The sequence below is a fragment of the Arthrobacter sp. YD4 genome, from assembly GCF_030410515.1.
Taxonomy (GTDB): Bacteria; Actinomycetota; Actinomycetes; order Actinomycetales; family Micrococcaceae; genus Arthrobacter.
On sequence record NZ_JAUHHD010000004.1, the window covers coordinates 57,616 to 75,563 of the forward strand.

General features: G+C 70.0%; 18 protein-coding genes. 9 read left to right on the forward strand and 9 right to left on the reverse strand.

The window, feature by feature from the left end; translation table 11 throughout:
• Window positions 1–26: 26 nt before the first annotated feature.
• The 7 genes from QWJ39_RS11440 to QWJ39_RS11470 all read right to left on the reverse strand — a co-directional run bounded on the left by QWJ39_RS11440 (window position 27) and on the right by QWJ39_RS11470 (window position 6,862).
• Window positions 27–575, reverse strand: a complete 549-nt coding sequence (locus QWJ39_RS11440; protein WP_290257947.1) for a dihydrofolate reductase family protein — start codon at window positions 573–575, stop codon at window positions 27–29.
• A gap of 74 nt (window positions 576–649) precedes the next feature.
• Window positions 650–871, reverse strand: a complete 222-nt coding sequence (locus QWJ39_RS11445) for a hypothetical protein (protein WP_290257948.1) — start codon at window positions 869–871, stop codon at window positions 650–652.
• A complete protein-coding gene (locus QWJ39_RS11450; protein WP_290257949.1) occupies window positions 872–2,083 on the reverse strand; it encodes an inorganic phosphate transporter in 1,212 nt (403 codons plus the stop codon).
• Between the two features lie 213 nt (window positions 2,084–2,296).
• Entirely contained in the window at window positions 2,297–2,977 is a 681-nt protein-coding gene (locus QWJ39_RS11455) for a hypothetical protein (protein WP_290257950.1), read from the reverse strand.
• Window positions 2,978–3,051: 74 nt separating this feature from the next.
• Window positions 3,052–3,921, reverse strand: a complete 870-nt coding sequence (locus QWJ39_RS11460) for a universal stress protein (RefSeq protein WP_290257951.1) — start codon at window positions 3,919–3,921, stop codon at window positions 3,052–3,054.
• Window positions 3,922–4,166: 245 nt separating this feature from the next.
• Window positions 4,167–5,483 carry an erythromycin esterase family protein gene (locus QWJ39_RS11465; protein ID WP_290257952.1) on the reverse strand — a complete coding sequence of 439 codons (1,317 nt, stop codon included), beginning with the start codon at window positions 5,481–5,483 and terminating at the stop codon, window positions 4,167–4,169.
• Window positions 5,480–6,862 (reverse strand): MBL fold metallo-hydrolase, encoded by a 1,383-nt coding sequence (locus QWJ39_RS11470; protein ID WP_290257953.1) that lies wholly within the window; start codon window positions 6,860–6,862, stop codon window positions 5,480–5,482. Before QWJ39_RS11470 ends, QWJ39_RS11465 begins: the two co-directional genes overlap by 4 nt.
• Before the next feature lie 273 nt (window positions 6,863–7,135).
• Here QWJ39_RS11470 and QWJ39_RS11475 point away from each other — a divergent pair, with 273 nt between their 5' ends.
• Window positions 7,136–8,899 carry a long-chain-fatty-acid--CoA ligase gene (locus tag QWJ39_RS11475; protein WP_290257955.1) on the forward strand — a complete coding sequence of 588 codons (1,764 nt, stop codon included), beginning with the start codon at window positions 7,136–7,138 and terminating at the stop codon, window positions 8,897–8,899.
• 130 nt (window positions 8,900–9,029) lie between these two features.
• Entirely contained in the window at window positions 9,030–11,387 is a 2,358-nt protein-coding gene (locus tag QWJ39_RS11480) for an FdhF/YdeP family oxidoreductase (protein ID WP_290257956.1), read from the forward strand.
• 79 nt (window positions 11,388–11,466) lie between these two features.
• Here the strand turns inward: QWJ39_RS11480 and QWJ39_RS11485 are convergent, their stop codons facing one another.
• Window positions 11,467–11,784: a DUF6457 domain-containing protein gene (locus tag QWJ39_RS11485; protein ID WP_290257957.1), complete on the reverse strand. Its 318-nt coding sequence runs from the start codon at window positions 11,782–11,784 to the stop codon at window positions 11,467–11,469.
• A gap of 148 nt (window positions 11,785–11,932) precedes the next feature.
• Here QWJ39_RS11485 and QWJ39_RS11490 point away from each other — a divergent pair, with 148 nt between their 5' ends.
• Both QWJ39_RS11490 and QWJ39_RS11495 read left to right on the forward strand, forming a co-directional pair.
• Window positions 11,933–12,553, forward strand: coding sequence for an L-threonylcarbamoyladenylate synthase (locus tag QWJ39_RS11490; protein WP_290257958.1), 621 nt, complete (start codon window positions 11,933–11,935; stop codon window positions 12,551–12,553).
• 47 nt (window positions 12,554–12,600) lie between these two features.
• Complete coding sequence (locus tag QWJ39_RS11495) at window positions 12,601–13,119, forward strand: GNAT family N-acetyltransferase (protein WP_290257959.1); 519 nt, start codon at window positions 12,601–12,603, stop codon at window positions 13,117–13,119.
• On the opposite strand, the gene QWJ39_RS11500 is transcribed toward QWJ39_RS11495, so the two are convergent.
• A complete protein-coding gene (locus QWJ39_RS11500; RefSeq protein WP_290257960.1) occupies window positions 13,116–14,330 on the reverse strand; it encodes a hypothetical protein in 1,215 nt (404 codons plus the stop codon). The genes QWJ39_RS11495 and QWJ39_RS11500 overlap by 4 nt on opposite strands.
• Before the next feature lie 165 nt (window positions 14,331–14,495).
• On the opposite strand from QWJ39_RS11500, the gene umuD reads away from it, so the two are divergent.
• The 5 genes from umuD (at window position 14,496) to QWJ39_RS11525 (ending at window position 17,889) form a co-directional block, all read left to right on the forward strand.
• Entirely contained in the window at window positions 14,496–14,927 is a 432-nt protein-coding gene (umuD, locus tag QWJ39_RS11505; protein WP_290257961.1) for a translesion error-prone DNA polymerase V autoproteolytic subunit, read from the forward strand.
• A 9-nt stretch (window positions 14,928–14,936) separates the two neighbouring features.
• A complete protein-coding gene (locus QWJ39_RS11510; protein ID WP_290257962.1) occupies window positions 14,937–16,235 on the forward strand; it encodes a Y-family DNA polymerase in 1,299 nt (432 codons plus the stop codon).
• 30 nt (window positions 16,236–16,265) lie between these two features.
• A complete protein-coding gene (locus QWJ39_RS11515) occupies window positions 16,266–16,838 on the forward strand; it encodes a GNAT family protein (protein WP_290257963.1) in 573 nt (190 codons plus the stop codon).
• 134 nt (window positions 16,839–16,972) lie between these two features.
• Complete coding sequence (locus QWJ39_RS11520; RefSeq protein WP_290257964.1) at window positions 16,973–17,446, forward strand: cupredoxin domain-containing protein; 474 nt, start codon at window positions 16,973–16,975, stop codon at window positions 17,444–17,446.
• Entirely contained in the window at window positions 17,443–17,889 is a 447-nt protein-coding gene (locus tag QWJ39_RS11525; protein WP_290257965.1) for a hypothetical protein, read from the forward strand. The genes QWJ39_RS11520 and QWJ39_RS11525 overlap by 4 nt, the downstream gene beginning before the upstream one ends.
• The last annotated feature ends 59 nt before the right edge of the window (window positions 17,890–17,948 follow it).

Sequence of the window (17,948 nt, forward strand, 5' to 3'; positions counted from 1 at the left end):
CGGGCAGGTCGGCTCGGCCGGTCGGCTCAGGAACGGGCGGGCAGCCGGTAGCGCAGCTCCACTACGCCCCGGCCCATCGTCCGGGATTCCAGGAGCTCCAGCGGCGCCGTCGGACCGGCGAGGGGCAGCAGCGGTTTGCCCCGGCCCAGGACCACCGGGATGACGGAGAGAATCAGCTCGCCCAGGAGCCCGGCGTCGGCGAACTGTGCGGCGAGCACTCCCCCGCCCACCACCCAGACGTTCCGGCCCTTTGCGGCGGAGCTGAGGTCGTCGGCGAATTCGGTAACGGGACCCCGCACGAAGGTGATGTCCGCCCCGGGCACGGGCCCGAGTTCGTGGTGGGTGAAGACCCAGCACGGGATGCCGGGGTACGGCCAGCCCTCGGACAGGTGGTCCAGCAGCCACGCGTAGGTCCGGCCGCCCATGACGACGCACCCGACGCCGGCGAAGAACGCATCGTAGCTCTCGGCGCCGCCGTCGAACCCGTCGAACTGCAGCAGCCAGTCGAGACCGTCCGCGTCCGTGGCGATGTAACCGTCCAGGGATGCCGCGACAAAGTACTGGAATTCAGCCATGGGCCCAGCGTAGCCAAGCGCCCGCCGGGTTCCCAGTCCCGCGGGGGCCCGGACCCCGCCGCTACTTGGAGCCGCTACTTGGAGAAGTAGGGAATGATCAGGTACAGCCCGGCCAGGACGGCGAGGCCGCAGAGGCCGAAGCAGGCGTAGGACAGCGGCCGGACCCAGCCGGGCTGCTCGGTCCTGCTGTCGCCGGCGATGGCCGTGAGCCGCACCCCGAGTGAGTACAAAACGGTGATGAGCACCGCGGCGACGAGGGTCGCGCCGGCCACCTGGAAGAGTTCAAGCCACTTCATTTACTTACGGCCACCTTTGGACTTGTTGCCGCGGCTGACCGCTGCTGCCTTCTTCTTCGCGAACCGGATGGCCTGGCCGGCCTCTTCGACCTCGACGGCGTTGTGGCTGCCGACGTGGGACTTCCGGGAGGCGACGAACATGTAGACCACCGCGGCCGTGCCGGCGACGGCGGCGATGATGAACCCGACCGTTCCGGTGTGCACGAGCAGGGCGGTGAGGGCGCCGACGATGCCGGCGGCGGGGAGGGTGAAGAGCCAGCCAATGACGATCTTGCCGGCGGTGCCCCAGCGCACGGTGGTGCCGCGGCGGCCCATGCCGGAGCCGATGACGGAACCGGAGGCCACGTGCGTGGTGGAGAGCGCAAAGCCCAGGTGCGAGGAGGCCAGGATGGCGGCGGCGGTGCTGGTCTCGGCGGCGAAGCCCTGGGCGGGCTTGACCTCGGTCAGGCCAGAGCCCATGGTGCGGATGATCCGCCAGCCGCCGGAGTAGGTGCCGATGGCGATGGCGAGGGCGCAGGCCGCGATCACCCAGAGCTGGGGTCCGGTGCCCGGCGCCTGGCTGCCGGCGGCGATGAGGACCAGGGTGATGATGCCCATGGTCTTCTGGGCGTCGTTTGTGCCGTGGGCCAGGGCCACCAGGCTGGAGGTGAAGATCTGGCCGGTGCGGAAGCCGCCGCGCTTCTGGGTCAGCTTGTTCCCGGTCTCGGGATCGTGCCGGGCGGTCAGGGCGTAGGCCAGCCGGGTGCAGATGTAGGCGACGAGAGCGGCAATCACCGGCGCGAACACGGCGGGCAGGAGCACCTTCTGCAGGACGGAAGTGAAGTTCACCGAGTGCAGCCCGATGCCGGCAATCGCCGCGCCGATGAGGCCGCCGAACAGCGCGTGAGAGGAGCTCGAGGGCAGGCCCTTGAGCCAGGTGATCATGTTCCAGAGGATCGCGCCCATCAAGCCGGCGAAGATGATGTCCGGGGTGATCTGGATGCCGTCCGAGCCCTCACGGATGATGCCGCCGGAGACGGTCTTGGCCACCTCGGTGGACAGGAACGCGCCCACGAGGTTCAGCACCGCGGCGAGTGCGACGGCGGTGCGGGGCTTGATGGCACCGGTGGCGATGGGCGTGGCCATCGCATTGGCGGTGTCATGGAACCCGTTTGTGAAGTCGAAGAACAGCGCCAGTGCTATGACTAGCGCCACCATTACGGTGATTTCCACCTGTTGCCCAATCTGCAGAGTCGACGGTCAGCAGTTTCATTCCCCGTGGCGGCCTTGTCATTCACTGTTCACCCGCCGGTTGGCAGGTGCCACTTGCGCGGTTCACCAAAGCTGTCCTGAAACCCTATAGATCGTACGTGCCAACGGGGGCACGGCAAAACAGCGGGGAAGCCTGCCCCGGCGCCCGGGGGCGGCCGAAGCGGCGGCGCCAGCTCAGGGGCGGGGAAGGTCTTCGCTCGTCCCGGCGTCGAGCGCGACGGCGATCCTGGCCTCCAGGGCCGCCGTCGTCGCGTCCGGAAGCACGATCAGCCCGTCCAGTTCCCGCCGCGCCCGCTTGTACGCCGTCTGCCGTTCGGCCGGGGTGGACCCGGCGTCGGAGGCGATCCGGAGCAGTTTCCGGGCGGTGGCGAGCCGGTCGCGTTCCGGGCCGGTGAACTTGCTGTCGCGGATCCGCCTGGCCTCGCGTTCGGCGACGTCGAAGGCCACCTCGAAGGCGTTGACGGCGTTCCGGTACTCGGCGAGCCGGGCGGCGGCCGGCGGCTCCGTTCCCGCCGGGCGGAGGCCGTCCGCGTCCCGCTTGGCGCGCAGGAACCCCACCGTGAGGGGTTCCCGGACGTCCGTCATGGCGGGGAAGTCGATGAGTTTGCCGACGTCGAGCTCATAGTCCAGCCAGCGGCGGTTGACGGCGTCATGGGCGTCCAGGACCTGCTGCACCTCCGCCCGGCTGCTCTGCTCCGCCTCGGCCTGCCGGTTCTTCAGCTGGTACAGCTCCACCCGGCGCCGGTGCCGCCGTTCGGCGGCCTTCCGCCAGGCGCCGGCCCAGCTGCCGCCCAGGGCGCTGAGCGGGAACACGAGCCACCAGTAATGGCCCACGAAGGTCAGTATCGAATCCACCGCCCCATCCTCGCACCGGCCCGGACACGGGAAAAGCCCCCTCCGTGGAGGGGGCTTCCCGTCGGCAGGACCGCTCAGTCGCCGTGCTTGACCTTGTGGACCCGTGTCACGACGGTGGGACACGGGACATTCAGGAGCACCGCGTGTGCGGTCGAGCCGAGCACCAGCCGGGAGAAGCCGCCGCGTCCGCGGCTTCCGATCACCAGCAGGCGCGCCTCCCCCGCCAGGTCCGAGAGGGCCTTCGCGGGGTCGGTGTCTGTTTCCAGGCGCTGATGGACCACCAGGTCCGGGTACTTGTCGTGCAGCCCGGCGACGGATTCGGCCAGCACCACCCGGTCCTCCTCGACGATCGTCTCGGCCAGTCCGCTCTCGGGCAGTTGCCGTTCCACCCAGCGGGCCGGGTTCCGGAACGCGAGGACCGCGGTCAGTTCGTCGCCGCCGCGGTCCGCCTCGGCGGCGGCGTACGCCACGGCCTGCAGGGATTCCTCGGAGCCGTCGACGCCGACCACCACGCCCCGGTTGCCGGTGCCGCGCTGGGTGGGGATGACCGCCACCGGGCATTCGGAGGCGGACGCCACCTGCAGCGCGCGGTCCGTCATGGGGCCGCCGTCGAGCCAGTGCTTGTCGTGGCCGCCCACCACCACGAGGGCGGCAGACTGGGACGCCTCGCGCAGCGCCGCGCCCGGGCTGCCGTGCCGCAGTTCGGTGTCGACCGTGACGTCCGGGGCCTGCTTGGCGGCGGCGGCCTTGGCCTTCTCCAGCAGCTCCATCCCGGACTGGCGGATCAGCTCGTGGTACTGGAAGTCCGGGGACATCCAGCGGTCGTCCACGGCGTGGACGCAGAGGACCGGGGCGTTGTCCGCGGCGGCCCGTTCCAGCGCCCAGGCCAGCGCGGCTTCGCTGCCCGCGGACCCGTTGACGCCGACGACGATTGGTTTACTCATGCTGATCGCTCTTTTCCGTCGTAGGCCAGGCTGGCCGCCCCGCCGCGGCGGTCCCGGCAGCGCACCCTTCTGTGACCGCTGCGCCCGGACGCCGCACGAGCCGCTGCCGTGGCCGCTGCTGTCTGGCATGACGCGCCGGCCGCCCCTGGGAGCCGCCGACACCTCAGTGTGTCCCGGGTCCGCGGGGCGGGTTAGGGCCTTAAGCCCCGCACCTTTTCGGGGCAGGCACGCCGCTGCGGCAGGGGCTAAAAGCCGCTGGGCTCGGTCTCGAATTCGGGTTCGCGCGGCGGTCCCTCGTGGTGGACCGGCCGGACGGCGGAGGTCTCCTCGAGCCAGATCAGGGCGTCGTAGCGGTCCCCCATCCGTGTGGGCACGTAATTGCCGCGCTCGCGCTCCGGGTTGTAGACGACGCCGATCGCCCGGTGCCCCAGCCAGGTGCCCAGCCACGGGCCGGTGCGGTCCTCGCCGAAGTCCAGCACCGCGGGCACACCCAGCGCCTCGTGCAGGAACGCCTCGTGGCTGTCCGGCCGGGCGACCGGGACTTCCAGGATCCGTTCCGGGGTCCCCCAGGCCCCGGCGGCCAGCACGGTGCCGCGGTGGCCGGCGAAGCCCACTAGCGCCACCCCGTCGGCGGCGTGCCGCTCCCGCAGCAGTTGCCCCACATTGACCAGCCCGTCCACCGCCATGTCCGTGGCCCGCGCGTCGCCCACGTGCGTGTTGTGGGCCCAGACGATGCCGCGGGACTCTGGCCCCAGGTGGTGGCTCAGCCGGTCGATGCTGTCCGCCATGTGATGGTCCCGGACATTCCAGGACTGCCGGTCGCCGCGGACCATGATCCGGTAGTAGTGCTCGGCGTTGGCGGCGACCTCCGCGTTCTGGACGGCGTCGAACGCGTCGTCGTCCTCGTGCTCCGCGGCGTCGAAGGCCCGGGCGCGGATCTCCCGGAGAAGTGCGACAACGTCGGCCTCGCAGGACTGCGGGACCAGGCGTGTGCTCCACGCGAACTGGTGCGGGTCCTCGTGGTGGGGCAGGAAGCACTGCCAGGCGCGCATCGCCGCGGGGACGGCGTCGGGCTGGTGGGCCTGGAGCCAGGCGATGATCTCCCGCAGCGAGTCCCAGAGCGAGTACACGTCCAAGCCGTAGAAGCCCACGCGCCGGGACAACGGCCGGTGCAGGTTCCAGGTCCGCAGCCAGTCCAGGAACGCCGCCACCTCCTCGTTCGCCCACATCCAGGTGGGCCAGCGCTGGAACCCCGCCAGCAGCGAATGCACGCCCTGTTCCGCCCCCGTGATGCCGCGCACCCACTGGTTGATCCGCCAACAGTCCGGCCAGTCCCCCTCCACCCCGATCCAGGTGTAGCCCTGCTCCTCGATCAGCCGGCGGCTCAACGTGGCCCGCCAGGTGTAGAAGTCGTGGGTGCCGTGGGAGGCCTCCCCGATGGCGGTGAACCGGCAGTCCGCCGCGCGCCGGACGACGGCGTCGAGGTCCCGGTCGCTGCGCAAGGGCCGGGCCAGGGCGTGGATCTCACTCAACACCGCCGAGCGGGTGACCTGCGCGATCACCGCGGGTTCCCCAGGTCGACGCGTTCCAGGTACTCCGGAACCCGGGCGCGCCAGCCCAGCTCCCGTTTGATCCGCAGCCGCAGGGCGTCTGCGGCGTCCGGCTCGCCGTGGGTGACGTAGGCGATGCGCGGGGCCCGCGGCGCGGCCTTCATCCAGGCGATCAGCCCGTCGGTGTCCGCGTGGGCGGAGAGGTTCTCCATCTGGATGACCTCGGCCCGGATGGTCAGGTCCTCGCCGTAGACCCGCACGTTGCGCTCGCCGGCGGCGAGCGCCGCTCCCCGGGTCCCGCCGGCCTGGTAGCCGCTGAGGACGACGGCGTTCTTCGGGTCCGTCCCGTACGCCGCGAGGTGGTGCAGCACCCGGCCGCCGGTGAGCATGCCGCTGGCGGAGATGATGATCATCGGTCCGCCGCGCAGGTTCAGCAGCTTTGAGTCGTCCACGCTGCGGGTGAAGGTGGCCACGGTGTACATGCCCCGGTACTCCTCGGGCCGGAGCCGGTGTTCCTCCGGGTGGCGCTGGTACATGTCCGAGGCGTCGATGGCCATGGGGCTGTTGAGGTAGATGGGGATGTCCGGGATGGCGTTTTTCCGCCGCAGCCTGGAGAGGTAGAGCATCAGGGTTTCGGCGCGGCCGACGGCGAACGCGGCGAACAGGACCACGCCCCCGCGTTTGGCCACCCGCCGGACGATCTCCCCCAGCTGCTCTTCCGGGTCCGCCTCCGCGTGTTTCCGGTTCCCGTAGGTGGATTCGGTGACCAGGACGTCCACCTCTCCCAGCGGCCGGGGCGGATACATGAACGGATCATCGCTCCGGCCCAGGTCCCCGGTGAAATGGAGCGACTGCGAGCCGAACCGGACGTGCACCTGGGCGGCGCCGAGGATGTGGCCCGCCGGCACGAACGTCAGCTCCATGCCGCCGCCGAGGTCCAGCGGGTCATCGAACTCCCTGACCTTGAAGCTGTTCAGCGACCTGACCGCGTCTGCCGCCGTATAAAGCGGGAGGGCCGGCGAGTGGCTGGCCGACCCCCGGTGGGTCGCGTACTTGGCCTCCTCCTCCTGGAGGTAGCCGCTGTCGGGCAGGATCAGCTTGCACAGTTCGGTGGTGCCGTCCGTGGCGTAGACGGGCCCCTTGAAGCCGTCCCGGACCAGGGCCGGGACGTAGCCCGTGTGGTCCAGGTGGGCGTGGGTGAGGACGACCGCGTCGATGGAGTGCGGCGGGACGGGAAACGGGGTCCGGTTGCGTTCCCTGCTCCGCTTGTAGCCCTGGAACAGCCCGCAGTCCACCAGGACGCGGCGGCCGCCGGATTCGAGCAGGTACCGGGAACCGGTCACGGTGTCTGTCGCACCGAGGAACCGCAGGGAAGGCCGGTCGTGTGTCATGGTGCGTTCCGTTCCCGAGTCCGTCACCCTCACCTTCCGCGCAATCGCTCACGCTCCCTAGGGCCGAAAGTCACGGCGCCGCGGCGCCCCTCGCCACCGTGCGGACAGCCCGCCGTGACCGCCCACTGGGAGCGCCCATCGGGCACGGCTGTCTCCGGGACCCGGTACCGGGCAGTAGGCTTTTTCGGGGCGGCCGACTTGTCCCGCAGCCTCCGCGAACCACTGCCCCGACCCGTCAGCGGCCGGACCCCCTCCCCACGGCAAGGACCAGGCATGAAGCAGAAGAATCTCCCGGAACCACAGGTGCCGGGCCTCCCGTGGGCGGACCGCCCCTGGACCGCCCACTACAGCGACGGCGTTCCGGCCGACCTGGTGCTGCCCACCGGGTCGCTGGTGGACATGGTGGAGGCGTCCGTTCGGCGCTACGGCAGCCGGACGGCGCTGGAGTTCTTCGGGGCGCGGACCAGCTACCGGGAGCTCGGCGCGCAGATCAACCGTGTGGCCGCCGGGTTGCAGAAGCTGGGGGTGGCCGCCGGGGACCGGGTGGCCCTGGTCCTGCCCAACTGCCCGCAGCACGTCGTTGCTTTCTACGCGGTGCTGCGCCTGGGCGCCGTCGTCGTCGAACACAACCCCCTGTACACGGACCGCGAGCTGCGCCATCAGTTCGAGGACCACGGCGCCACCGTCGCGATCGTCTGGGACAAGGCCGTGGACCGGGTGCTGCGGCTGCCGGCGGACATCGGCGTCCGCACCGTGGTGTCGGTCGAGCTGATCCCGGCCATGCCGCTGGGCAAACGGCTGGCGCTGCGGCTTCCACTGCCCTCCGCACGGAAGGCACGCGCCGCCCTGGCCGCCGGGAAGCCCGCGCGCGGAACCCGGGCCGCCGTCGTTCAACGGCAGGTGCTGCCATGGCGCCGGCTGCTGGACGCCGGGCGGCTCAAGCGGCGCCACCAGCGGCCCGCGCCCGGGGACCTGGCGGTCCTGCAATACACCAGCGGCACTACCGGCGCACCGAAGGGTGCCATGCTCACGCACGCGAACCTGCAGGCCAACGCCGCGCAGGGCCGCGCCTGGGTACCCGGCCTCCAGGACGGCAAGGAAACCGTCTACGCCGTCCTGCCGATGTTCCATGCCTACGGGCTCACGCTCTGCATGACCTTTTCGCTGAGCATCGGGGCGCGGCTGGTGCTCTTCCCGAAGTTCGACGCCGGCCTGGTCCTGAAGGCGCACCGGCGCTCGCCGGCGACGTTCCTGCCCGCCGTCCCGCCGATCTATGACCGGCTCGCCGCGGAGGCCGAGCGCCGGGGCGTGAGTCTGCGCGGCATCCGGTACTCCATCTCCGGGGCCATGAACCTCCCGGTGGCCACGGTGGAGACCTGGGAAAAGGCCACCGGCGGGTACCTGATCGAAGGCTACGGCCTGACCGAGACCTCGCCGATCTCCGTGGGCAACCCCTTCGGCCCGAGCCGCAAACCCGGCACCGTGGGGGTCCCCTTCCCGCTCACCGACGTCCGCGTGGTCGATCCCCGGAACGTCCTCGTCAACCGGGCGCCCGGCGACCAAGGCGAACTGCTGATCCGCGGCCCGCAGGTCTTCGCCGGCTACTGGAACCGCCCGCAGGACACCGAGGAGGCCCTGCTGGAGGGCGGCTGGTTCCGGACCGGTGACATCGTCTCCGTCGACAAGGACCACTTCGTGACCATCAGGGACCGGATCAAGGAGCTGATTATCACCGGCGGCTTCAACGTCTCGCCCACCGAGGTCGAGGACGTCCTGGCCAGGTTCCCCGGCGTCGCGGAGGTCTCCGTGGTGGGCGTCCCCCGGCCCGGCGGCGGCGAGGACGTGGTGGCCGCCGTCGTGCCCGACGCCGGCGGCACCGTGGACCCCGGAGCCCTGCGGGACTTCGCGCGGGAACACCTGGCCGCGTACAAGGTGCCGCGGCAGGTGGTGGTCATGGAGCGGCTCCCGCGCTCGCTGATCGGCAAGGTCCTGCGCCGGGAGATCCAGGCAACGCTCGCCGAACGCGCGGCCGAATAGGCCGCCCCCGCCGATTCCCCGCGGCGCTCCGGTCCGGCTGGGAGTCGTGTCTCACGTAGGCGGGTAGGGTGCGTAGAGGAGTTGTGCCCGCCGCCGGGCTAACGGCGGCGTCTGCAGAAGGGAAGTTGTCGTGGCTCGCAAGACACCTGAGGTACAGGAACCGAACGAAAAGGACCTGGAGGTCGGCGACCGGCCCAAGCACTGGGCGGCCGGAGTTCCCGGCGTCTACCACTCCATGGAGCCGGCGATCAAGCAGATGGGTCCCAACCGGACCCGCAAAACGGTCCTCAAGATGAACCAGAAGGACGGCTTCGACTGCCCCAGTTGCGCCTGGCCGGACCCGCACCACCGCAAGGCGTTCGAGTTCTGCGAGAACGGCGCCAAGGCCGTCACCTGGGAGGCGACGCCGCTGGTGATTCCGTCGTCGTTCTGGTCCGAGCACTCGGTCAGCGAACTGCGCGACCGGTCCGACTACTGGCTCGGCATGCAGGGCCGCCTCACCGAACCGGTGTTCAAGGCCGCCGGCGAAGACCACTACAGCCCCGTCTCCTGGGATGAGGCAATCCGGATCGTCACGGACAAGCTCCACGGCCTGGGTTCCCCGGACGAGGCGTCCTTCTACACCAGCGGTCGCACCTCCAACGAGGCGGCCTTCCTCTACCAGCTGCTGGTGCGCGGCTACGGCACCAACAACCTGCCGGACTGCTCCAACATGTGCCACGAGTCCTCCGGCTGGGCGATGGGCCAGACCATAGGCATCGGCAAGGCGACCGTGAACTTCGACGACTACGCCGACGCCGACCTGATCATCATCATGGGCCAGAACCCGGGTACCAACCACCCGCGCATGCTGACCGAGCTGGAGAACTGCAAGCACAACGGCGGCGAGATCGTGGCCGTGAACCCGCTCCCCGAGGCCGGGCTGCACCGCTACAAGAACCCGCAGAAAGTCCGCGGCGTGATCGGCCACGGGACCTCCATCGCGGACCAGTTCATGCACATCCGGATCGGCGGGGACATGGCCCTGCTGCAGGCCGTCTCCAAGCGCGTCCTCGACGCTGAGACCCGCAACCCCGGGACGGTCCTGGACCACGCGTTCCTGGCCGAGCACTGCGAGGGTCTGGACGAACTGAAGGAACACCTCGCGCAGCTGGACGAGCGGGAGGTCCTGGAGGCCACCGGGCTGCGTTCCGAGGAGATCGACGAGCTGGCCGCCCGGTACCTGAAGGCGGACAAGGTCATCATCACCTGGGCCATGGGCGTCACGCAGCAGAAGAAGGGCGTGGCCACCATCAAGGAGATCATCAACCTCCTGCTGCTGCGCGGCAACATGGGCAAGCCCGGGGCCGGCGCCTCGCCAATCCGCGGCCATAGCAACGTCCAGGGTGACCGGACCATGGGCATCTGGGAGCAGATGCCGCAGTCCTTCATGGAGGCCCTCGGCAAGGAATTCGACTTCGAGCCGCCGCGCGAACACGGCGTGGACGCCGTCGAAACCATCAACAAGATGCGCGAAGGCGGGATCAAGTTCTTCATGGCGATGGGCGGTAACTTCGTGGCCGCCGTCTCGGACACCAACGCCGCGGAGGCCGCCATGGCCGGCACGGAGATGACCGTGCAGGTCTCCACCAAACTCAACCGCTCGCACGTGGTGACCGGCGCCGAGGCGCTGATCCTGCCCACGATGGGCCGGACCGAGATCGACATCCAGGAATCCGGCGAGCAGTTCGTTTCCGTGGAGGACACCGTCTGCGCCGTGCACCCCTCGTGGGGCAGCGTGGAACCGGTCTCCCACCACCTGCTCTCCGAACCCGCGATCCTCAGCCGCCTGGGCAAGGCCCTGGTGGGCGACAGGATCGCGGCGGACTGGGACGGCTTCGAGAAGAACTACGACCTGATCCGGGACCACATCTCCCGGGTGGTGGGCGGCTGCCAAGACTACAACGAGCGGATCCGCCAGGAAGGCGGCTTCATCCTCGAGAACGGTCCCCGCGATTCGCGCACCTTCGCCACGCCCACGGGCAAGGCCGTACTGACGGTGAACTACCTCGAACACGTCGAACGCCCCGAGGGCACGCTGATCCTGCAGACCATGCGCTCCCACGACCAGTTCAACACCACCATCTACGGGCACAACGACCGGTACCGCGGCATCAAGAAGGGCCGCCACGTGGTGTTCGTCAACCCGGACGACATCGCCGAGCTGGGGCTCGCGGACGGTCTGTACGTGGACATTCACGGCGTGCACGACGACGGCGAGGAGCGCGTGCTGCGCAAGTTCCGCGTGGTCTCGTACCCGACGTCGCGCGGCTGCGCCGCAGCGTACTACCCGGAGGCCAACGTCCTGGTGCCGCTGAACCACACCGCGGAGGGCAGCAACACGCCCATCTCGAAGGCCGTCATCGTGCGGCTCGAAGCCAGCGCGGACCAGCAGCCGGACGGCCCGGGACGCCTGCACGCCGCCCCCGGCGCGACGGTGTCCGCCTAACATCTCTCCGGAAAAGCCGGCAGGCCGCGTCCCCTCGGGGATGCGGCCTGCCGGCTGTTGCCTGTGCGTTTTGTGCGGGCTACTGGGCCCGTTTGGTCCAGCCCTTCTCGTCCGGGCCGCCCTCTTCGCCGTGCTCGCACAGCTCGATCACCTTGTCCGCGGCGGCCGTGACGGCCTCGTCGACGCTCTTGCGCCCGTGGGTGGACGCCGTTCCGGCGGCGAAGCCAACGATGAAGGCGCTGACGGCGTCGGCGTGCGGACCCACGGCCTTGACCGATTCGTCGGCGAGCTGCACGAGCTTCTCGTGGTCCACCTCCAGGTCTAGGATCTGCAGGGCCTGGATCAGGCGCGCGCTCCAGTGCCGCAGTGAGCTGTCTTCATCCCGGGGCAAAGTCATGTACTACTCCTCTTCGTCGGTGCTGCATCGGTGCGTCCGTCGCGCGGTGTCCCTCAAGGGGTAGCACCGATCCGGGCGCAAATGAAACGCGACACAGCCCCCGGGCCGGAATGGATGTGCCCCGCGCCGCCGGGCGTAAGCTCATGCCATGGCGAGATTCTTCGATGTCCACCCCGACAACCCGCAGCCGCGTTCCATCACCCAGGTGGTGGAGCTGCTCAAGTCCGGGGGCCTGATCGCCTACCCGACGGACTCCTGCTACGCCCTCGGCGCGCAGCTGGGCAACCGGGAGGCGCTGGACCGGATCCGGGCCATCCGGCACCTGAACGACAAGCACCACTTCACCCTGGTCTGCAAGGACTTCGCGCAGCTGGGACAGTTCGTCCAGATCGACAACGACGTCTTCCGGAGCATCAAGGCGGTGACCCCCGGCAGCTACACCTTCATCCTGCCGGCCACCAAGGAGGTCCCGAAGCGGCTGCTGCACCCGAAGAAGAAGACCGTGGGGGTGCGCATTCCGGCCCACACCGTGGTTCAGGCCATCCTGGCGGAACTGGGCGAACCGCTGCTCTCCAGCACGCTGCTGCTGCCGGACGAGGAGGAGCCGCTGACGCAGGGCTGGGAGATCAAGGAGCGGCTCGACCACGTGGTCGACGCCGTCATCGACTCCGGCGAGTGCGGCGCGGAGCCCACCACCGTGATCGACTTCTCCGGCGGCGCCGCCGAGGTGGTCCGCCGCGGCATGGGTGACCCTTCCCGCTTCGAGTAGCCGCACGGGTCCACAGGGTTACACCCCGGCCCGGCTAGGATCGGGGCATGGCCCGGCTTACCGCACCCGACACCACGTATCACGCCTCCTGGCTGGAGGCCTTTGCCGAGTTCGACGGCGCGCACCAGGATGGCGGCGGGATAGAGCATCGGCCCGACGCGGACCTTACGGGTTCCGCGGCGTTCGCCGACTTTGTGGAGGCTCTGCGCCGGGACGCTCGACCGGAGACTCCGCGGAAGCCCGGCTACGTGCCCTGTACGTATCTCTGGATTGTCGAGGGCGGCGAATTCGTCGGTTCACTCGCGGTCCGCCACCACTTGAACGAATTCCTCCTCAACGAGGTGGGGCACATCGGCTACAGCGTACGCCCGTCGGCGCGGCGGCGCGGTCACGCCGCGGGCGCCCTGGCGGAGGCGCTGCCGATCGCCCGCGGTCTGGGAATCGAGCGGGCACTCCTGACCTGCGACGAAGACAACGCAGGCTCCCGCGCCACGATCGAAAAGAACGGCGGCGCCTACGAGGACACCCGGAACGGCAAGCGCCGCTACTGGATCGAGACGGCCTAGGCCGACGCCTGTTCGGCGGTGAGGTCGCCGTCGGCTCCGTCGGCTCTGAGGGAACGGCGTCGGCCCAGCAACAGCACCAGGGCGGCGACGACGATCACCGCCACTCCGCCGGCACCCGCAACGACGCCGGGCGAACTCCACGGTGAGGGCCCGGCACTGTTACCCACCGCGTTACCGACTCCTGTCCCGTTCCCTAGCCCGGGGCCGGCCGGGCCCGCAGGAGCAGAGGCCGGCGCCGGCGGTGCGTAGCGGGAGACCGACCCGTTGCCCAGGCCGGTGCCCGGCGTCGCCGCGATGATGCTACCGTCCGGGGCCACCGCGAGGTGCCCGGGGCGTCCCTCGGTCGGGATAGTGGAATCGACGGTCCTGGAACCGGGCTTGATCACCGATATCCCTTCGGTGAGGACACTCGACACGTAAAGCGTCCCGTCGGGTCCGAGCGCCGCCTCGGTGGGGCCGCCGGGGACATAGATGGTGTAGCCCACCCGGTCCGCCCCCGTCCCGATGACCGCAACCTTGTTCGTGCTGATGTTCGTGACGTAGACCGTGCCGTCCGGGGCGACGGCGATGCCGTGGGGATTCTCCGTGGTGCCGGCCACCGTCCCGGTGGGAATCGTGTGGGATGCCGCGGTCTGGCCGGCGGGAACGATCGAGACCGTGCCCTCGATTTGGTTGACCACGTAGGCGGTGCCGTCCGCGCCGACGGCGACTTCCACCGGTCCCGCCCCGACCCCGATGACATGGTCCACCGCCGTGCCCCCGGCGGCAAGGACAAGCACCGTTTTGTTCTCCGGGTTCGGCACATACACTGTGCCGTCAGGGCCGGCGGCAATCAGGTGGTTGCCCCTCGACACCGGGATGGTCCGGGCGACGGCCGCGGCACCGGGAGGCACGACGCCGATCTCGGCCCCGCCGACGGAGCCACCCTGCTGCTGGGCCACGTAGAGCGTTCCGTCCGGCGCCAGGGCCAGTCCGGCCACGTTGGGGCCGGTCGTGATCCGGCGCGTAGGGCCCGGCTCGCCCGGCGGAATCACCAGGACCCCGCCGGGGCCGTCGTAGCCGCCGATGTAGGCCGTGCCATCCGGGCCAACGACGACATCGACCGGCGTCCCGCCCGTCGATACCACCTCCGCCGGCGCCAAGGCGGCCGGCGCCGCGACATCCTGGGCCGCGACGGCTTGCCCAGCCCCGCCGCACAGGGCAGCTCCCACAGCCACAACCGTCAGCCAACGTGCTCGTGCCACCACTACCCCCAAACAGCGGGCCGCCCGGCGCGGCCAACCCCCGAAGCCTACTACCGAAGGGTTTCCCCCGGTCCAGTGTCCGCCCCCGGGTTTACACTTAGATTCGAACATATATTCGAACTAAGGTGTGTTGTGGGCGCAATTATCGGACCCCGCGTGATAGACGCGGGCACTTCCCTCCTCTCGGTGCTGATCTCGCCGGTCCCGGTGGCGGCCGGCTATCCCTCGCCCGCGCAGGACTACTTCGACGGCCGCATCGACCTGAACGAACACCTGATCAAGGACATCACCAGCACCTACGTGGTCCGGGTCTCCGGGGACTCCATGGAGGGCGCCGGGATCAGCGACGGAGACGAACTGATCGTCAACCGGGCGCTGACACCCGTGGACGGATCCGTCGTCGTCGCGGTCCTGGACGGCGAGCTGACCATCAAGCGGTTACGGATCACCCGCAACGGAGTGGTGCTGCAGGCCGAGAACCTGGCCTACCCGGACATCAGGGTTCCGTCCCTGTCCGAACTCGTGGTCTGGGGCGTCGCCACGCGCTGCCTCCACGTGGTCTAGGGCGCCGTCATGGCCAGGCCCGCCCCGATGCGCCAGCTGCCCCAGATCGCCCATGTGGACGTCAACTGCTTCTACGCGTCCGCCGAGCGCGCCTTCAACCCCGCCCTGGAGGGCCGTCCCGTCGTCGTGCTGTCCAACAACGATGGCTGTGCCGTCACGCGGTCACCCGAGGCGAAGCGGCTGGGGATTGCCTTGGGCGAGCCGTGGTTCAAACTCGCCCCTCGGGCCAGGGAGTGGGGGCTGGTGGCCCTGTCCAGCAATTACGAACTTTACGGCGACATCAGCGCCCGCGTGATGGAGCTGCTGGGCCGGTTCTCCGCCTGGCTGGAGGTGTACAGCATCGACGAGGCGTTCCTGGGGGTCAAGGGCACGCCCGCGGAACTGCTGGAGCTGGGCGGACAGATGAAGACGGCGGTGCGGCGCAACGTCGGCGTGCCCGTCTGCGTCGGCATCGCCCCCACCAAGACGCTGGCGAAGCTGGCCAACAAGTGGGCCAAGAACAATCCTGCCTTCGACGGCGTCTGCCACTGGGAGTCCGTGCCCGCCGCCGCCCGCGAGCGCCTGATGCGAAGCCTGTCGGTGATCGAAATCTGGGGCGTCGCCACCCGGCTGACCAAGCGGCTCAACGCCCTCGGCATCTACTCGATCCTGGACCTGGCCCGCGCGGACCCGGTGATGATCCGCGACCGGTTCTCCGTGGTCATGATGCGCACCGTCCTGGAACTGCAGGGCACCCCATGCATCCCGTTGGAAGAGGAACGCATCGGACGGGACCAACTGATCTTCTCCCGTTCCTTCTCCGCCCCGCTGACTTCGGCAGCCGGGTTCCGGCAGGTCCTGAGCGTCTACGGGCAACAGGCCTCCGCCCGGCTGTCCCGGCACGGACTGCAGGCGAAGCTCCTCACCGCGTTCGCGGGCACCTCGCACTTCAACGCCCGGGACGTCTCGTTCCCCACGGTCAGTGTGGTCCTGCCGATGCCGACGGCGGATCCGGTGATCCTGACGCGGGCGGCGCATGCGCTGCTGCCGCGCATCGTGGACGGCGTGAAGTACGCGAAGGCCGGCATCATGGTCACCGACCTTCGGCCCACCGGGAACCAGGCACCGCTGTCCCCGTTCGAGAATCCGCACGAGGAACGCCACATCGGGAGCCTGGTGGAGGACATCACACGCCGCTACGGCCGCGGCTCCATCGGACTGGGCTTCGGCGGTATACGGGGCGGACCGGACTGGAGCATGAGGCGGGACATGCTCTCCCCCCGCTACACCACCCACTGGGATGAACTCCCCCTGGTCAAGGCCGCCTGACCGCGCCGGCCTATCAGCTAAGCTCCCGGCATGCCTTCTTCACTGTTTGAAACGGCCGTCCGGGACGGCGTTGTCCTGAAACCCCTGGAGCCGTGGCACGCCCCGGCCTTCGCCGAGCACATGGACCGGGCCCGGGACCACATCCGCCCCTGGGTGGGACCGGCTTTCGTCACCGACACCGTCGAGGGCGCCCGGGCCACCCTGCAGCGCTACGCCACGGCTACCGCCCGCGACGGCGCCCGCATCTACGGCCTCTGGGACGGGGAGCGCATCATTGGCGGCGTCATGTTCGTGGCCTTCGACGCCGGCTGGGGCATCTGCGAGGTCGGCTGCTGGCTGGAACCCGGCGCGGTGGGCCGCGGACTCGTCACCCGCTCGGTCGCCCTGCTGATGGAATGGGCCTTCGAGGAACGCGGCATGTCCCGGGTGGAGTGGCGGTGCCGGACCGACAACCTGCGCAGCGTCGCCATCGCCCGGCGGCTCGGCATGCGTTCGGAGGGCGTGCTCCGCAGCAGCTGGGTGTTTGACGGTTCCCGCTACGACAAGGAAGTCTTCTCGATCCTCCGCGAGGAGTGGGACGCCGCCCGCCCGGGCTCACGCTAGGACGTCGGACCCCTCGGCAGCGGCCCCGGCCGCCCGCACCGCAATACCCGTCAAAATGCCCGGCGCCATCCGCACCGATGAGGAGCAGAATTAAGGCAGGTTGCTCAGGTCAACTGATTCGCCGGAGGTGGGTCATGGTCACCGGAAGAAAATGTGGCGTCGTCGCTGCGCTCGCGGCCCTGGTGCTGGGTGTGGCCGGCTGCGGCTCGGGAGGCGGCACGGCTCCCCCGTCCGGCACCTCCGCGAGCGCCCCCATGCCGATGGACACCGCCGGCACCTCGACGAGCACAGCCGCCTCAACAAGCACGGGCACTTCGACCACCGCGGCCTCTGCCGGCGCGTCGACGACGTCGTCCGCCGGGGCCGCCATCACCATCAAGAACTTCGCCTACGGCCCGACCCTTGAGGTGGCGGCGGGCAGCACCGTCACGGTCACCAACACGGACAGCGCCGCGCACACCGTCACCGCCGATCAGGGCGGCGCCTTCGACGTCACGGTCAAGGGCAGCGGCGGCACGGCCACCTTCACCGCGCCGGGGACGCCCGGCACCTACACCTATCACTGCACCTTCCACCCCAACATGCACGGAACGCTGGTGGTCAAATGAGCGCCACCGCACACCGGGGCGTTGCCGGCCACCGGAGCCGGGGCCTTGCCCTGCGGCTGCTGACGGCCGGCTGCCTGGCCGTCGACGCCGGGGTCCATCTTCACCTGGCGCCCGGCTACCAGGCCGGCTCGCCGCAGGGACTCGGACAGGGCACGCTCTTTGTCGTCGAGGCGGCCGCCGCCGCGCTCGCCGCCGTCGCCGTCCTTTGGCGGGGTTCCCGGGCGGCGTTTGCCTTCGCGTTCCTCGTTTCCCTGAGCGCCTTCGCCGCCGTGGTGCTCTACCGCTACGTCGATATCCCCGCGTTCGGTCCCTTCCCCGCTATGTACGACCCGGTCTGGTTCTGGGAGAAGTCGATCAGCGCCGCCGCGGAAGGCCTGGGCGCGGTTGCGGCGGCCGCGGGGTTCGTCCGGGCCGGTCGAGGACGGACGACGACGGCGGCCTGAGCCCAACGCGGTGAGCGCGACTTTAGGGTGCAGAGACCTCAGGGAGCTCACGGTGCCGG

Excerpts from the sequence above, each read along its gene's own strand:
- QWJ39_RS11490 (WP_290257958.1), top strand. The coding sequence starts at position 11,933 with ATGGCGAGATTCTTCGATGTCCACCCCGACAACCCGCAGCCGCGTTCC.
- QWJ39_RS11470 (WP_290257953.1), bottom strand. The coding sequence starts at position 6,862 with ATGACACACGACCGGCCTTCCCTGCGGTTCCTCGGTGCGACAGACACC.
- QWJ39_RS11520 (WP_290257964.1), top strand. The coding sequence starts at position 16,973 with ATGGTCACCGGAAGAAAATGTGGCGTCGTCGCTGCGCTCGCGGCCCTG.
- QWJ39_RS11525 (WP_290257965.1), top strand. The coding sequence starts at position 17,443 with ATGAGCGCCACCGCACACCGGGGCGTTGCCGGCCACCGGAGCCGGGGC.
- QWJ39_RS11440 (WP_290257947.1), bottom strand. The coding sequence starts at position 575 with ATGGCTGAATTCCAGTACTTTGTCGCGGCATCCCTGGACGGTTACATC.
- QWJ39_RS11460 (WP_290257951.1), bottom strand. The coding sequence starts at position 3,921 with ATGAGTAAACCAATCGTCGTCGGCGTCAACGGGTCCGCGGGCAGCGAA.
- QWJ39_RS11495 (WP_290257959.1), top strand. The coding sequence starts at position 12,601 with ATGGCCCGGCTTACCGCACCCGACACCACGTATCACGCCTCCTGGCTG.
- QWJ39_RS11475 (WP_290257955.1), top strand. The coding sequence starts at position 7,136 with ATGAAGCAGAAGAATCTCCCGGAACCACAGGTGCCGGGCCTCCCGTGG.
- QWJ39_RS11445 (WP_290257948.1), bottom strand. The coding sequence starts at position 871 with ATGAAGTGGCTTGAACTCTTCCAGGTGGCCGGCGCGACCCTCGTCGCC.
- QWJ39_RS11510 (WP_290257962.1), top strand. The coding sequence starts at position 14,937 with ATGGCCAGGCCCGCCCCGATGCGCCAGCTGCCCCAGATCGCCCATGTG.
- QWJ39_RS11515 (WP_290257963.1), top strand. The coding sequence starts at position 16,266 with ATGCCTTCTTCACTGTTTGAAACGGCCGTCCGGGACGGCGTTGTCCTG.
- QWJ39_RS11485 (WP_290257957.1), bottom strand. The coding sequence starts at position 11,784 with ATGACTTTGCCCCGGGATGAAGACAGCTCACTGCGGCACTGGAGCGCG.